This window comes from Chitinivibrionales bacterium, assembly GCA_014728215.1.
In the GTDB taxonomy this organism is placed as follows: Bacteria; Fibrobacterota; Chitinivibrionia; order Chitinivibrionales; family WJKA01; genus WJKA01.
Genome location: WJLZ01000012.1, coordinates 1 through 14,882, shown reverse-complemented (window position 1 = coordinate 14,882; position 14,882 = coordinate 1). Strand labels below are relative to the sequence as shown.

The 14,882-nt window shown below is 49.2% G+C and carries 13 protein-coding genes, 2 tRNA genes and 1 other RNA gene; 6 read left to right on the top strand and 10 right to left on the bottom strand.

The annotated features are described in order from the left end of the window. Positions 1-90 precede the first annotated feature (90 nt). From GF401_00780 to GF401_00745, 8 genes are all read right to left on the bottom strand, one after another. On the bottom strand, positions 91-573 hold the full coding sequence (locus GF401_00780; protein ID MBD3343576.1) for a nicotinamide-nucleotide amidohydrolase family protein: 483 nt from the start codon (positions 571-573) through the stop codon (positions 91-93). Positions 574-641: 68 nt separating this feature from the next. After that, entirely contained in the window at positions 642-1,154 is a 513-nt protein-coding gene (locus GF401_00775; GenBank protein ID MBD3343575.1) for a phosphatidylglycerophosphatase A, read from the bottom strand. Beyond that, the gene (recR, locus tag GF401_00770; GenBank protein MBD3343574.1) at positions 1,151-1,762 is read right to left on the bottom strand and encodes a recombination protein RecR; all 612 of its coding nucleotides are present in this window, start codon (positions 1,760-1,762) and stop codon (positions 1,151-1,153) included. The genes GF401_00775 and recR overlap by 4 nt, the downstream gene beginning before the upstream one ends. Before the next feature lie 7 nt (positions 1,763-1,769). Continuing rightward, positions 1,770-2,084 (bottom strand): YbaB/EbfC family nucleoid-associated protein, encoded by a 315-nt coding sequence (locus tag GF401_00765; protein MBD3343573.1) that lies wholly within the window; start codon positions 2,082-2,084, stop codon positions 1,770-1,772. 12 nt (positions 2,085-2,096) lie between these two features. After that, the gene (gene dnaX / locus GF401_00760; GenBank protein ID MBD3343572.1) at positions 2,097-3,854 is read right to left on the bottom strand and encodes a DNA polymerase III subunit gamma/tau; all 1,758 of its coding nucleotides are present in this window, start codon (positions 3,852-3,854) and stop codon (positions 2,097-2,099) included. A gap of 133 nt (positions 3,855-3,987) precedes the next feature. Beyond that, an RNA gene (gene ffs, locus GF401_00755) (signal recognition particle sRNA small type) lies at positions 3,988-4,086 on the bottom strand. Between the two features lie 88 nt (positions 4,087-4,174). Further along, positions 4,175-4,261, bottom strand: a tRNA-Ser gene (locus tag GF401_00750). Between the two features lie 77 nt (positions 4,262-4,338). Continuing rightward, a tRNA-Ser gene (locus GF401_00745) sits at positions 4,339-4,426 on the bottom strand. Positions 4,427-4,673: 247 nt separating this feature from the next. On the opposite strand from GF401_00745, the gene GF401_00740 reads away from it, so the two are divergent. The 3 genes from GF401_00740 to GF401_00730 all read left to right on the top strand — a co-directional run bounded on the left by GF401_00740 (position 4,674) and on the right by GF401_00730 (position 7,626). Continuing rightward, on the top strand, positions 4,674-5,513 hold the full coding sequence (locus GF401_00740; protein MBD3343571.1) for an MBL fold metallo-hydrolase: 840 nt from the start codon (positions 4,674-4,676) through the stop codon (positions 5,511-5,513). 194 nt (positions 5,514-5,707) lie between these two features. Continuing rightward, positions 5,708-6,550: a sigma-70 family RNA polymerase sigma factor gene (locus tag GF401_00735; GenBank protein MBD3343570.1), complete on the top strand. Its 843-nt coding sequence runs from the start codon at positions 5,708-5,710 to the stop codon at positions 6,548-6,550. Between the two features lie 353 nt (positions 6,551-6,903). After that, the gene (locus GF401_00730; protein ID MBD3343569.1) at positions 6,904-7,626 is read left to right on the top strand and encodes a hypothetical protein; all 723 of its coding nucleotides are present in this window, start codon (positions 6,904-6,906) and stop codon (positions 7,624-7,626) included. Between the two features lie 120 nt (positions 7,627-7,746). Here GF401_00730 and GF401_00725 read toward each other — a convergent pair whose 3' ends face one another. Then, positions 7,747-8,589, bottom strand: a complete 843-nt coding sequence (locus GF401_00725; GenBank protein MBD3343568.1) for a hypothetical protein — start codon at positions 8,587-8,589, stop codon at positions 7,747-7,749. A gap of 28 nt (positions 8,590-8,617) precedes the next feature. Continuing rightward, the gene (locus tag GF401_00720; GenBank protein MBD3343567.1) at positions 8,618-10,342 is read right to left on the bottom strand and encodes a hypothetical protein; all 1,725 of its coding nucleotides are present in this window, start codon (positions 10,340-10,342) and stop codon (positions 8,618-8,620) included. A 349-nt stretch (positions 10,343-10,691) separates the two neighbouring features. On the opposite strand from GF401_00720, the gene GF401_00715 reads away from it, so the two are divergent. The 3 genes from GF401_00715 to GF401_00705 all read left to right on the top strand — a co-directional run. Then, positions 10,692-12,002, top strand: coding sequence for a GAF domain-containing protein (locus GF401_00715; GenBank protein MBD3343566.1), 1,311 nt, complete (start codon positions 10,692-10,694; stop codon positions 12,000-12,002). After that, the gene (locus GF401_00710; GenBank protein MBD3343565.1) at positions 11,995-14,640 is read left to right on the top strand and encodes a PAS domain S-box protein; all 2,646 of its coding nucleotides are present in this window, start codon (positions 11,995-11,997) and stop codon (positions 14,638-14,640) included. The genes GF401_00715 and GF401_00710 overlap by 8 nt, the downstream gene beginning before the upstream one ends. Further along, a partial coding sequence (locus tag GF401_00705; GenBank protein MBD3343564.1) for a response regulator occupies positions 14,637-14,882 on the top strand: 246 nt, incomplete at its 3' end. The genes GF401_00710 and GF401_00705, both read left to right, overlap by 4 nt.

Genomic DNA, 14,882 nt, shown 5'->3' with positions numbered 1-14,882 from the left:
CGAAAATCGAAAGTCGAAAGTCAATTCTTTTTTCTCAACTTCTCAAATCGGTGTCTCCAATCGCTCATAATCTTCTCCTCTGCCTCTCCCTCATCCGTCGATCATCTTTTCAAGCTTCTCAAATGCAACCTCGACAGTCCGTTGCCGGACCGAGGCACGGTCGCCTTCAAAGTGGTATTTGAATACTTCTGTTCGTTCATTGACCGAAACAGCGATGTAAACCAGGCCAACGGGTTTTCCGGGGGTTCCGCCGCTGGGGCCTGCGATACCGGTGACTGCAATGGAGCAGTGGGCGGGGATCCTTTTTTTTACTCCCCGAGCCATGGCTTCGGCGGTCTCCCTGCTGACCGCACCGTGGCGCTCGAGAATATGATGGGGAACATCGAGAAGTGATTCCTTGATTTCATTGCTGTAGGAGATGATACCACCGGTGAAATATGCCGATGAGCCCGGCTGGGCGGTTACTGCCGCACCAATCATCCCGCCGGTACAGGATTCCGCAACCGCAAGATGCCACGATTTTTCCTGCAGTTTCCGGACAAGTGAGAGGGGCGCGGTAAGCAAGTTGTTCATGGCTGTCTCAAAAGAATTGAGGTGATGGACTACCGGGGTGCTGGATACCTTGCGGTTTTGCTGTCCCATTACGCGTGAAGAAGCTGGAGTACCGAGTGATAAATCCAGAGTATGCCGATCAACGAAAAGTTGGCATAAACGCCTGCAACGATATCATCCATGGCAATACCGACACCGCCTTCGATTTCTTCAAGCTTGAAGACCGGATAGGGTTTGATAATATCAAAGAATCTGAAAAGCAGAAAACCAAGAAGACATGTCCGCCAGGTAATCGGGACCATGAAAAAGGTAATCAGCTGTCCTGCAAATTCATCCACCACAACCTGTTTGGGATCGTCGGCATTAAAAGCCTCCTTTCCCCGTTGGCAGAGATAGATAACAAGTCCGGAGACGGCAAAGAGTACGGCCCAGTGATACTTGACCAGGGAAAATGCAAGAAGGTGGGGAGCTTTGATTTTAATGATCCAGACAACGGCAACGGTAACAGCCGAACCTACGGTTCCCGGTGCGATAGGAAAGTAGCCGAAAAAAAAGAGCGAGGAAAAGAATTTCCAGATCCACTGCGAGATGGGTGTTTTCATTCCGATTCGTCTCCATAGGTTATATTCGTACGTTCATTGAGTGCCTGCGTAAGAGTCAGCTGGTCGACATATTCGAGTTCCAGGCCCGCCGGAAGGCCCCGTGCAAGGCGGGTGATCCTGACCGGGTATTTGGACAACAACCGGCCCAGATAGAGGCTCGTGGTTTCGGCATCCGAACCCGCACCCAATCCCAGTATTATTTCACGGGGTTTACGGGTCTCCACCCGGGTAAGCAATTCTTTGATATGCAGCTTGTCGGCGGTAATGCCGTTGATAGGCGAGAGAACCCCACCAAGAACATGGTATAAGCCCCGGTAACGGCCCCCGTTTTCAAAGGTAAACACATCCATGGGCTTTTCCACAACGCATAAAATCGATGTGTCCCGGGAGTGTGACGAACAGATCGGGCACACCTCGCTTTCGCTGTAATTGAAACACTCTTTGCAGATGGTTATCGAGGTTTTGATCTTTTTCAGGTTTTCCGCCAGCGAATCCACTTCTTCGCGGGGGCGTTCCATACAATAGAGCGCCAGACGCCATGCGCTTTTTTTGCCGATTGTGGGCATACGGCTCAGGGATTCGACCAGCTTTTCGAGGGCTTCAACCATTAATGCCTTATCCCATTCCCGGTATATTCATACCACCACCTAAACTTCCCAGTGCACTCTGAGACATCTCTTTAACCTGCTCCTGAGCATTGTTGTAGGCTGCAACGATGAGATCCTCGAGCATTTCTACATCATCGGGATCCACCACTTCTTTATTGAGGCTGAGTGAGATAAGCTCGTTGGAACCGTTCATAACGACTTTAACCATGCCGCCGCCGGCAGTGCCTTCAACCTGCTTCTGGCTCAATTCTTCCTGAGCCTTCATCATCTGATTCTGCATTTTCTGTGCCTGCTTTAAGAGCTTCGACATATTCTTTGCCATAGATATACCTCCTTATGATAGTACTTCACCATCAAACAGTTCGATAATGGTTTTGATAATCGGTTCCTGCTCCATTTCATCATCAAGACTCGGTGATGTTGCTGCAAGGTTCCGATGATAATTCGCCTTCTTTTCGCTATTATTGTTATTGTTGCTTTCGGTTTCTATTGTAATGTGCAGATCGATATGCCTGCCTGCAAAGGTCTTCAGTTTTTTGACGATCTCCTCGCGCCGTTCTTTTGCGGTCACCTCGCTGAATTGAAAGGTGTACTCGGGGGGGAACTTGAGACCCACCGATGATCCTGACGCCGAAGTTATTGATGCAAAGGAGAGGAATGATCCCAGACTCGGGCGGTCTTGGATAAGACAATTCAGAAATTGTGGCCATGCTTCTTCAAGATCGGCAATCGCTCCCGGCGTGCTTTCCTCGGCCGCAAATTCTTCGGTGGTTTCCTGCGGTGGTATTGATGATATGCTTTGCGGAGTTGTAGGTTGTTGTTGAGATGAAGGTTCAGTCGACAGTTCGGGGGGAGGAGAAATTACCGGGGATTCAGCTTTTTTTTTTTGCGCCACTTTTTCAGGCGGTGACCCTGGAATGTTCAGTGATAGTCCGTTGTTGTCGCCTCCCGCACCTTTGAATGCGCTCAGAAGTTCTTCCATCGAAATACTGGTGTCCATGTTCACCAGCTTGAGCAATGCAATCTCCACCAGAAACCGGGGGAATGCGCTCCATTTGAGTTCGTATTCGGTCTTACGCACGATTTCACTCATCCGGAGCAGATCGGCTTCGGAAAAAAGTTTGGTCTGTTCGCTCCATCTGTCGGTCGAATCATCCGAATCGACCGGCATATCGATCCGGCGGCTTGCGTACATTTCGGGAAACCGGGAAAAGAGAAGATTCCGGAGGTGTTCTTCGAGACCCAGGATAAACTCATGGAGGTCGAATCCCTGATCGAGGATATTCTGGACCGCTGCCAGGACCGGGACAGGATTTTTCTCGGCAATCGCATGGATAATCGATGAATAAATTTCGGTGTCCACCAGGCCTAAAACCGAGCGTACCTCTTTTTCGCTGAGTGAATCCTGACAGAACGAATAGACCTGGTCCAAAAGACTGAGACCATCCCGCATGGACCCTTCTGCTTTCCGGGCAACGATCGCCAGCGCTTTTGAATCAAAGGTGATATTTTCGCTGGTGCAGATATGTTCAAGCCGCCCAAGAATCTGTTCGGTCGATATCCGCCGGAAATCATATCGCTGACATCGTGAAAGAATCGTTTCGGGGATTTTATGAGGTTCGGTGGTGGCGAAGATGAAAATGACATTTTTCGGCGGCTCTTCCAATGTCTTTAAAAGAGCGTTGAATGCCTGACGGGTCAACATGTGGACTTCATCGATAACAAAAACCCGGAACTTGCCACCCATCGATGAGTACCCGACATTCTCACGAAGGTCCCGGATATCATCGACCTTGTTGTTGGAAGCACCGTCAATTTCAAGAACATCGAAACTGGAACCTGAGATAATATTTTTGCAGGCATCACATTCGCCGCAGGGATCAGGGGTCGGCCCCTTCTCACAATTGAGCGCCCGGGCAAGAATCCGCGCGGTAGTCGTTTTCCCAACTCCCCTGGTACCCGTAAAAACATAGGCATGGGCAACCCTGTTTTTTTCAATGGCTTTCTTTAATGTGTTGGTAATATGCTCTTGCCCAACAACATCACCAAAGTTCAAGGGACGCCATTTTCGTGCCAGTACGAGGTAGCTCATAGTAAAGATCTGGGGGGTTGGAGTGGAGGAGTAATGGCGTGGTGGTGGTACTGAATAATGAACAGATTCCTTGTCGGGCCTTGTTCATTAATCCAATACTCCATCACTCCACTCCTCCAGTTGGTTTTTATAATGAGGCCAAGTTAACCTGCGGCACACCGGGTGTCTGCTTACCGTTGCTTCCTTCCGGACCTGGCGGGGTTCACAGTCCTTGGTTGCGCAGGGCCTGGCCTCGAATTTAAATGTCAAACATCAAATTGCAAAAATTCTTACATCTAATATAACAATTTTAAAAATAATTATTGAGCAAAGGAAAAAAACGGAGAGGCTGGGATTCGAACCCAGGGTACCACGCGGGCACACACGCTTTCCAGGCGTGCACCTTCGACCAACTCGGTCACCTCTCCTGAAATATTAAATCACCAATCCTCATCCCGCCGCTCTTATTTGAGATTTGTATTTTGAGATTTAAAATTAAAAAAAACGGAGAGGCAGGGATTCGAACCCTGGGTGGCCTTGCGACCACAACGGTTTTCGAGACCGCCCCTTTCAGCCAGCTCAGGCACCTCTCCTCATTGTTTCATGCTAAAAATAATATAGGAACACACCAAATTTATACGATCAGCGATAATTCTCCTTATAAGATAATAAAAATTCTTCTTTGAATCCTTCTTATCGGTGTGCCACACATATTTTCGAGGGGAGTTGAAAAATTTTTTTCCTCGCAAATTGCCAATAATATTGATATAATATGTAATCTGTTGTTATAGAGCAAAATATGGCGTCTGTTTAATACAGGGCATAGGAGTTTGTATATAAATGTATATACGGTGTTGGGGTTCCCGTGGTTCCTTATCGGCAAGTGGGGCCCAATATCTGAAATACGGTGGTGATACCTCCTGTATGGAAGTGCGGTCGAGCAGGGGAGATATTGTCATTATCGATGCCGGCACTGGAATCCGCGGACTGGGCAACAAACTGGCCCGGGAAAAGCCCCGCAAAATCGACATGATTTTTACTCATGCTCACTGGGACCATATTTTCGGTTTTCCCTTTTTTACTCCCCTCTACATGAAAGGGATCGATATCACCATTCGTGGCTGTTCCTTCGAAGGATCGTCGTACAAAGAAATTCTCCGGGGTTTCATGAGCCCGCCCTATTTTCCGGTGGGGTTTGAAGTATTCGGAGCCCGGGTGAAATTCGGGACAATCAACTCCCGCTCCTTTTCGGTAGGGGAGATGAAAATAACCCCGATCCCCTTAAGCCATCCCAATTTCGGTGTGGGGTTCCGCATCGAAGAACAGGGGAAGTCGTTTGTTTTTCTTACCGATAACGAACTCAGCTTTACCCATGAACAAGGACGTACGTTTGATGATTACGCCGAATTCTCACAGGGGGCCGACCTGCTGATTCATGATGCCGAATTCACCAAAAAAGAGTACAAACTCTATAAGGAGTTCGGTCATTCACACTATGTCGAAGCGACCAGGCTGGCCGTAAAAGCCGGCGTTAAACGATTCGGCATGTTTCACCATAACCGCAATCGGTCCGACGATGAGATCGATGAAATGGTTACTCAGGCTCGTAAAATCGCCCAAAAAGAAAATGCTCCTCTCGATTGTTTTGCAGTCGGCAGTTCTTTTGAAATACAATTGTAACTTTTCCATGCCCCCGCCTTCCTCACTTTCTCTGTTATAACTCTCCATTTTTGAGGATATTAAGCGATTTGTTTCGTTTTGAAACATGCAACTTGTTCCAAAAAACAATTTAAATAATTTAAATATGAATTTTCAGAAAAATTTCCTTATATTTGGAAGGGAGGATTGTCGTATATACAGGAGGCTGGTACGTTATGGAATATTTGAATCTTTTCGCCAATGAAAATTCTCTTGGTCTGTACCTTCGTGAAATAGGGAAGTGCAAACCCCTGAGCCAGGAGGAGGAGATTGAGCTTTCCAAGCGGACTCGTAATGGTGACCGCAAAGCTCTGCAGAAAATGGTTCTTTCAAATTTACGGTTTGTGGTGAGCGTTGCCCGCAACTACGAACACCAGGGATTGCCCCTCGAAGATCTTATCAATGAGGGTAATCTTGGTTTGATCCGTGCGGTTAAGCGCTTTGATGAGACCAAGAATTTCAAGTTTATCTCCTATGCGGTCTGGTGGGTCCGTCAGGCGATCCTTCAGGCGCTTGCCGAACAATCCCGGATTGTCAAACTTCCCCTTAATCGAGTGGCCACGATTTATAAAATCGGTAAGGCCTATAAAAAGCTCGAACAGAAACACCAGCGCCTTCCCGACCTCGATGAACTTGCCGAGGAACTGAAAATCCGGAAAAAGGACATTCGCGAGGCCCTCAATATCGGTGATAATCATGCATCCCTCGATGCGCCTTTTGATCGCGAAGAGGATGGTAATCTTCTTGATATTGTCCGCGACCGTCACCAGGAACGTCCGGACCTCGAATTCATGGATAGTTCACTGCATGATGAAATCGAGCGGACGCTCAACTGTCTTGATGAGCGCGAGAAAAAGATTGTAAAGCTCTATTTCGGAATCGGTGATGAAGCCTCGCATACACTCGAGGAGATCGGCGAGCGATTCAATCTCACCCGCGAACGGGCCCGCCAAATCAAGGAACGGGCAATCCGCAAGCTCCGCTCCGGACGGGGATGGCGCTTGAGGGCGTATTCCTGAAAGGGAAGTGGACGTTGAATAGGTAGAGAGGGGTATAAGATTCTGGAAGGGCCTTGGCGGCCCTTATACCCAGCTCTGAAAATGCTTTCCCTGATAGCCCAACCCCCCGGGCTTCGCCCGCCCCCCATACTTGTGGGGAAAGGAAGCAAAGATTAGCGGCGCAGTAGCGTTCCTCTCCTTTCTCTTAGCTTTTGTCTTTTTTATACCTGCCGCACACGTACCTTTTTTATTTTATTGCTGAGTATCTATTTTTCTAAAGCAATAGTCCAACTACCAGTTGCCCCGGCCCGTTCAAATGGGCCATTTTGGGGGACAAATACATAAAAAAGGGAGATTTCACTATGGCTAATATCATGCGAACCGCAAATCCTGCTCTTTCGGAAGGAACTTTTGCCGACCGTTCCCGCACGGCTGCGGGGGGTGCAACGATGACTATTCAGGGAACAGTCAACAAAACCGGGTTGCTTTTGCTTTTTACCATCGGTTCGGCTGCCTTTACCTGGGGGAGCCAGTCGATGGGGCTTTTGATTTTCGGGGCAATCGGCGGTTTGATCGCTGCGCTGGTTACTGTATTCAAAAAGGAATGGGCTCCGGTGACCTCTCCGGTCTATGCGGTGTGTGAAGGCATGTTTCTGGGAGGAATTTCTTCCATGTACGAAGCTGCCTATCCGGGTATCGTGACCAATGCGGTCATGCTTACATTCGGGACCCTTTTTACCCTGCTTCTTGCCTACAAAACCGGGGTTATCAAAGTAACTCAGAACTTCAGGCTGGGCGTTATCGCCGCTACGGGGGGTATTGGCCTTGTCTATATGGCAACAATCCTTTTAAGTTTCTTCGGCATACGTATGCCCTTTATTCACGATGCCGGTCCACTCGGTATCGGGATCAGTCTCTTTATCGTGATTGTCGCAGCGCTCAACCTGGTCCTCGATTTTGATTTCATCGAGCGTGGCGCCGGCGCCGGGGTACCTAAATACATGGAATGGTACGCCGCCTTCGGACTCCTGGTCACCCTCATATGGCTCTACCTGGAGATACTGCGACTGCTGTCCAAGTTGAATCGAAGAAGATAGATGAACGAGCGCATGAAGTCACGAGCGCATGAAGTCACGAGGGAAGAATACCATAGCTGACTATGGGGATTTAATGCAGGGGCTTGGGGGTTCAGGAGGATAGGATACAGGGTATCGGTTTTACCTGCTCCATTCCATGCCGAATCCTTTTGACCATCCCAGCACCGGGTGGTTTACAAAAGATGCAAAGGCGTTGGCGGTAAAGATATTGACTGTCGCCCCTACACTGATCATAAAGGGACTCGTGGCAATGCCCAGGCCCAGGGCGAAACTCTCGTGAAACCGGTATTCTTCACCAAAATAGATCCTGAACCGGTCGTCTTTTTCATCGGTAAACTCAACCAGAATACCCTGTGCTCCGTAGCGTTGGAATTTTGTATGAATTCCGATCTGATAGGTAGTCGGCGGATCGATTCCCGCAGAAGAGGCGCCTTTGAGGCGGATATGCTTGCGGGTAAATGAGAGGCTGACAAATTTCCAGGGCACCCAGAATGATTCTCCGGCAAAGAGCATTGTTTCAGAATCCGGCTCTTCTCTGATTCCCGCATGAAAAGCGTACAGCTCAAAACTGATACGAGCAAACTTGAGAGCGTCGGTACCCAGGGAGAGGTAGCCGGTCTGTTCGAAATAGAGGTCCAGGGCGCTGAAATGGGCAAAGGAGGTCTTGACCGTGAGCCAGGGAAAATGAGACCATCCGCCGAAAATCATCTGGTTGATCGAGGTTTCTTTGAGATTATCCATGGGGTCGTAATAATAAGCCGCCGCAGCCGACACCCCGAAACGGAGCGTGTCGTTGTAAAAGCACGACGGTGTCCAGGGCTGTCGCCCGCCGACACCATTATCCCAGATTATGGTCCCGAAATTGATCATGGAATAGCCCATGGGAAAGGGATCCCGCATTTCACCAAGCGCAGCATGGCAGATCAGGAGAATAAAAGCATAGTGCACAACAGATTGTTTCATTGCCGGCGCTCTCAATAGCTGTCTGTTCTTATCTCCATAAAATCCCCTTTTTTCTGATAAGCGTTGTCGTGCCGCCATGGTCGATTTCGGCAACAAGGAAAAAGGGACCTGCCGGAGCCGGTTGGCCGTTGTTTTTATTGCCGTTCCAGGTAACGCTCTTTTGTGGAGGTACGGCGAAATCGTAGAGTTTTTTCCCGTCGAACCCATAGATAGAGAGGGTAAGGCGGGCGCCCGGCGGTAATCCCAGACGGATCATCAGTGAATCGTTATCGGTGTCATCGTTGGGAGTAAAGGGGATCGGCCCGATGGAAAGTGAGGCTTTCCGGGTGTCTCTCCAGGTTGACGACTCATTGGGTTGGCCCGGTGTAGGCCGGCGGGCAACAACCCAGGTATCTCCGGCACATCCGGGATCGTCACAGGATACCCTCTCGAGCGATTGGTATTGCCAGGCGTCGAACCATTCATTATGATAACACGCGGTTTCCATAACCGTTCCCTCATTGTTCCAGAGCATCAGGGTATCGTCATAATTGTTGAGCGTATGCCAGTGGCCGGGCTGAATCACCGATGATATCGCCGGAAAGGCATCGGTAAAGGCATTCATGTCCTTGGTAATAATCAGGTGCGTTCCTTTTTCGAGCAGGATATCCGATGAACTCAGCAGCTCGGTATCTTCCGAATTTCCGAATCGCCAGTTTCTGAGATTGATCGGCATGGATGACACATTGGTGATTTCAAACCATTCGGGGATGGTGGTTGCTTTGGGAAAAACCTCACTTATTTTTATTGCCGGCAGAGGGGTCCAGACCGGTGAGAGATCGAGAGGGAACGAATGTCTGTTCCCGTTATCGTCAATAAGGAACCGGTAGGCCACACTGTCAAGTGGTAGCGTGCAGGAAAGATAGCTGATACCTTGCGAAGCCGGAAAAGGCGCCGGGTGGATTATTTCTGAGGAAGTGCCCGGCGTTGCAAGAACCGACCAGGTGGCTGAGGGGCTGATTATCGAACCGGATTTGAGACAGGCAAGGGAGCACTGCACTGTTGAAAGGCTGTCGTTGACCCTGCCGAATTTACTTTCCACTATCCAGCCGTTCTTTTCATATTCATAGCGGCCCAAGCTGACTTTTTCGGGAGATGATGAATAGGTAATCGGATAAAACAGCAGCCCCGAAGGAACAATGGAATAGCCTTCCTGTATCCCCGGTGGAGGGGTGTGGGAAATCTTGTCACTTTCCAGTTCAAACACAGTGCCTGAATCGGCAAAGGAAGCGATAATTGTGTCGATACGTGATGAATTGCCCCGGTAAAGAAAAAAGCCGTCATTGGAACTGATTTTTCCGATCAGTGATGTGTGGTTGACCGAAAGGATGACTGTTCCCGAATCGAATGCAAAGAGGCTTTCGAGAGGTGATACACTGTAGTCAGGATCGAGGATCACCGCTGTTTGTCCGGGAGCAAGCATGGAAGCATCATATATACACCCCCCACAGATATCGGAGGCTTTTTCGAAGGATATGATCGAATCACATTGGTCGCCGTCGGCAAGAAGAAGGCTGTTCAGAGAAAAAGAATCGGTGCCCAAGTTGGTGAATTCGATACATTCGTGGCTTTTGCCGCCGGGAATGGTGTCTTCGTTGCCCACCGGATCCTTGAGTACTTCGGTAATCGCGATCATCCCGAATGCTCTGATCCGTGCGGCAAAAGTAAGCTGTATGATAATAGCAAGTAATAAAAAAGGAAATGAATATTTCACCGTGCACCACTCCGTTACCTTGTACGCTTTACGGTAAAATAATGCAGGCCGGGATAAAAGGGTAGAAGTATTACTGTTTTTGTGGGCAGAATTTTTGGAGAGAAAAGGAGATGAGGATAATGGATGAAGTAACCGGAGGCCGGCGAGCAGTAGCCGAAAAAGCAGGTTCGTTAGACCCGGTATGTATGGAGAAATACATTCCTGCGTGCGTTCGCTTTTCACGATCCGGTCGTCTAGTGACAAGAAAACACCGGAAATCCGGTGATTTGGTATTGTAAATCAAATGCAAATGGTATATAATATGAATCGTGTCGTTTTTTGTACATTTTTGTAACTTTGTGAGGAGTTAATGGAGCCGGCTTTATTAAATCATCCCAACAATTCCCGGCAGATCGCCTTTCAGGACCTTGCATTTCAGCTCATGTCATGGTTTGTGAAATCCAACGATATCTACACTGCTGTCGGCATGTGCCTTCGGCGCACAGGAGAGATCAGCAAGGCCGGGCGTGCCTATGTCTTTCTTTTTCGAGACGGCGGCCTCATAATGGACAATGCCTATGAGTGGTGTGCAGAAGGGGTAATGCCCGAAAAGGAAAATCTCCAGGGGCTCGAAACCTCCATGTTTCCCTGGTGGATGGCCCGTCTTCGGGCAGGCGAGCATATTCATATCACGTCGGTAGCGGACCTTCCCGATGAAGCCTCGGCGGAGAAGGCGATTCTGGAGCCGCAGGGAATAAAATCCCTTCTGGTGCTCCCATTCAACATTCAGGGTGAACTGGGCGGATATATCGGTTTCGATAATGTACAGGATACCGGCGCCTGGCACGATCGTGATTTTCAGCTTCTGAGGATGTCGGCTGATATTTTGGGTAATGCCTTTGAGCGGGACAAGGCCAATCGTGAGCTTATAAAGGCTAAGGAAGCTGCCGAACGGGCAGCGAAAAGTAAGGCGGAATTTGCCGACTATGTAGCTCATGAACTGCGATCCCCGCTTACAACTATTGTTTCCATAGTGGAAGGGCTCGGTCAAATGGAACTCGGTGATGGACAGAAAGAATATGTCGATCTCATTCATGAAGCAGCCGATGCACTTTCTTCCGTCATCAATCAAACGCTCGATTTCTCCCGTGCTCAGGCGGGCCGGATGCAACTGGAACATCTTTCTTTTGATATTGCAGAAGTCATACGGAAGCGGTTGGATATGTACCGGGATGCTGCTGTAAAGAAAGGAATCGAATTGAGCATGACGGTCGATTCGCGGATACCCTCGCCGGTAACAGGAGATCCCCACAGGCTCGGTCAGGTATTCGGTAACCTTATCGGCAATGCACTCAAATTTACCGGTTCGGGGTCCATAACGGTGGATGCTGCACTCGATTTTGCTGAAAATGATACGATGACGATTCGGTTCAGGGTGTCAGATACGGGAGCAGGCATTGCTGAAGAAGCGATACCACTGTTATTCGAGCGGTTTTCCCAGGAAAGTGCGTCGGTTTCCCGTACCTACGGCGGATCGGGACTTGGACTGGCCATATGCAAATTCCTGGTCGAGCTTATGGGCGGAACGATCGGCGTGGAGTCGACTGTCGGCGAGGGGACTGTGTTCACTTTTACCGCACAATTCGGGAACGGTTCAGTCGAAGGAGGGATGGATGTTTGATCGGTCCGGCAAAGGGCAAGGTACACAGCAATCGGCGGTATTTAACGGCCGGTTTCAGGCTCTGGGCGATCATATCCGCATGCGCACCCTCATTGCACTTCACGGTATCGGTATGATATATATGACGATTTTTAGCTTCAAAGCGATCCATGAAGGCATGTGTGGGGTGGCTATCGCTGATGCTTTGGCTTTTATTTCAACAAGTATCAGTGTATACTTTCTGATTAAACAACGTGCACGTTGGTGCAGCACCTGGGCTTTTTTGATATGTGTCGGCATGCTCTTTTTATTTCTCCTGATAACCGGCGGCTCCGAGGGGTCCGGGCACCTCTGGCTTTTCGGATATCCCATCGCCGCGGTGCTGTTGCTGCAACGCCGGGAAGGGATGGTTCTTGCCGTCATTTTTCTCGCTTGCGTAGCCCTTATCCTCCTCCTCCCCCGCCTGTGGGAGTGGCAATATGTCTATCCGGTCAATTTCAAACTCCGTCTTTTCGGTTCGCTGATTCTGGTATTCATCATCGCACTCACCTATGAATTGGTTGTTTCTTCCGCGGCACAGAATATTGCGCAGCAGGACCGGAAATATCGGGCGCTTTACGATAATGTTCCCATTGGTTTGTACCAGGCTTCTTCCGGCGGTGAACTGGTGGGGGTGAACAGGGCGCTTGCTGCGATGTTTGGTTGTGAATCGGCAGAGCAAATGATTAAGGAAAAACTGTTTGTTCCCGGCATCTTTTCTGAGATAGTATCCCGCCGGTTTCTAAAAGATGAACAGGTGCATGGTATTACCCGGACTCTTCAGCGGCGGGACGGTGCTGAAATATCAGTCCGGGAAAATGTGCGGCGGGCGAAAAGAATAGACGAAATGGGAATGGAAACAACCACTTTCGAGGGAAGTCTTGAGGACATTTCGATGATCAGAAATCTGGAAACCCGCAAGGAATCGTACAAAAATGATCTTTTAGTGCTTTCATCGAGTGCGGTCCGGTTCGGTGCAGCCACCAGAAGCAGTGATATTTACAGGATATTTGCAGAATTGGCGGGAACGATCATCGGGGATGCATTCTCTATTGTCAGTATCTACGACGCCGATGCCGGCACTTTGAACGTAAGTGATTACTATGTTCATCCCTGTTATATTGAGAAGCTGGCCTCTCTCCTCGGTGACCCGCGGACTTTGACCATGCCGGTTGACGATACATCACTAGAGCCGCTTCGCTCGGGCGAAATTGCAGAGATTTCCGGCGGAATTTACGAGCTTTCATTTGGTGCGATTCCACCCGATATTTGTACATCTCTTACCAAAAGTCTGGACCTGGGCAGGTTGTATGCGCTGGGAATCTCCTGGCAGCGTGAAGTGTATGGAAGTGCTTCGTTTATTATGCGGGGAGACCAGACTCTCGGCTCTGAAAAGCGCGAGGCGCTCGAAACTCTCGGCCGTCAGGCCGCGGTCGTGCTCCGTCGTATGGCCGGCGAAGTGCAGATCCGGCAACAGCATTCCTTTATCTCCATCCTTATGGATACGATTCCCATTCCGGTATTTTTCAAAGACCGTGAAGGTCGATATATGGGATGTAATCGTGCCTTTGAAAAATTTACCGGTAAGGATCGGGATTTTCTGGATGGAAAAACAGTCTGGGATATGGCCCCACCGGAGATTGCAGAAGAATATGCACGGCAGGACAACGAGCTTTTTTCTTCGGGGACATCACAGCGGTATGAGTGGAAAGTCAAGCGCGGCGACGGAGAGTTGCGGGATGTGAAGTTCTACAAGGGAGCATTCTATAATGAAAAAGGAGAGGTGGCCGGTCTGGTCGGTACGTTTACCGATATTACCGAAGAAAAGGCCCTTTTAAAAGCAACGGTGCGGGCGCGCGATGAAGCCGAAAAGGCGGCGCAGATGAAAATGCGGATTATGTCTTCGGTCACCCATGAAATGCGCACCCCCCTTACGGCCATAATGTCGCTGTCCGAATTGGTATATGGTTCTGCGGTGGGAAGTGACGGCAGCGATGAACTGATACTCATGCGGAAGGCTGCGGGACGGCTTATGGATACAGTCGATAATATTATTGCCCTTACCGGTCTGGAAGCCGGTATACTCAAAGTTAATGAAACGCAATTCGATGTTGTTGATATGTTGAAAACAATCGACGCCCGTTTTGCCGGCGAGGCACGGGAAAAGGGGCTCCGTTTTTTCTGCAAAATTCCTGAGAAGCCGCTTGTTGTTGCCGGTGATAATTCTAAAACCGCCATGGTATTGCGGCAGCTTGTTTCAAATGCCGTCAAATTTACCGACAGCGGGGAAGTACGGGTGAGTGCTGAAATCCAGCAGCAGGATGAACACACAGCCACCAATGATATTCATGTCCTTTTTACCGTTACCGACACCGGGCCGGGCATTGCAGAGGAGATTAAAGATCATATATTCGAGGTTTTTTTTCAGGCCGATCAATCGGTAACACGAAAATATGGTGGCGCCGGTCTTGGATTGCCGGTTACAGAGGGACTTACCCGTTTGCTTGGAGGAACCTTTGAAATGAAAAACAACGATCCGAAAGGAACGATGTGTATGGTGAGAGTTGTCTATAAACGAAACACTACAAATGTTGAAGATACAAACGAGGAGGGTGCATGATAAACAAAAAAATTCTGGTGATCGATGATGAGCGGCTTATCCGTACTACCACAATCCTTTTATTAAAGAAAGAAGGGGCGGTGGCGATTGCCGCTGCAGACGGCAAAGAGGGGATCGAACTGGCAAAAAAAGAGCATCCGGACCTTATTCTGCTGGATATTATGATGCCCGGCATGGATGGCTGGCAGGTACTTGAAACCCTGCGAAGCGAACCGTTGTGTGCATCGGTGCCGGTTATCATC

Coding starts and splice junctions, on each gene's coding strand:
- GF401_00780 (MBD3343576.1), bottom strand. CDS start 573: ATGAACAACTTGCTTACCGCGCCCCTCTCACTTGTCCGGAAACTGCAG.
- GF401_00775 (MBD3343575.1), bottom strand. CDS start 1,154: ATGAAAACACCCATCTCGCAGTGGATCTGGAAATTCTTTTCCTCGCTC.
- recR (MBD3343574.1), bottom strand. CDS start 1,762: ATGGTTGAAGCCCTCGAAAAGCTGGTCGAATCCCTGAGCCGTATGCCC.
- GF401_00765 (MBD3343573.1), bottom strand. CDS start 2,084: ATGGCAAAGAATATGTCGAAGCTCTTAAAGCAGGCACAGAAAATGCAG.
- dnaX (MBD3343572.1), bottom strand. CDS start 3,854: ATGAGCTACCTCGTACTGGCACGAAAATGGCGTCCCTTGAACTTTGGT.
- GF401_00740 (MBD3343571.1), top strand. CDS start 4,674: ATGTATATACGGTGTTGGGGTTCCCGTGGTTCCTTATCGGCAAGTGGG.
- GF401_00735 (MBD3343570.1), top strand. CDS start 5,708: ATGGAATATTTGAATCTTTTCGCCAATGAAAATTCTCTTGGTCTGTAC.
- GF401_00730 (MBD3343569.1), top strand. CDS start 6,904: ATGCGAACCGCAAATCCTGCTCTTTCGGAAGGAACTTTTGCCGACCGT.
- GF401_00725 (MBD3343568.1), bottom strand. CDS start 8,589: ATGAAACAATCTGTTGTGCACTATGCTTTTATTCTCCTGATCTGCCAT.
- GF401_00715 (MBD3343566.1), top strand. CDS start 10,692: ATGGAGCCGGCTTTATTAAATCATCCCAACAATTCCCGGCAGATCGCC.
- GF401_00710 (MBD3343565.1), top strand. CDS start 11,995: ATGTTTGATCGGTCCGGCAAAGGGCAAGGTACACAGCAATCGGCGGTA.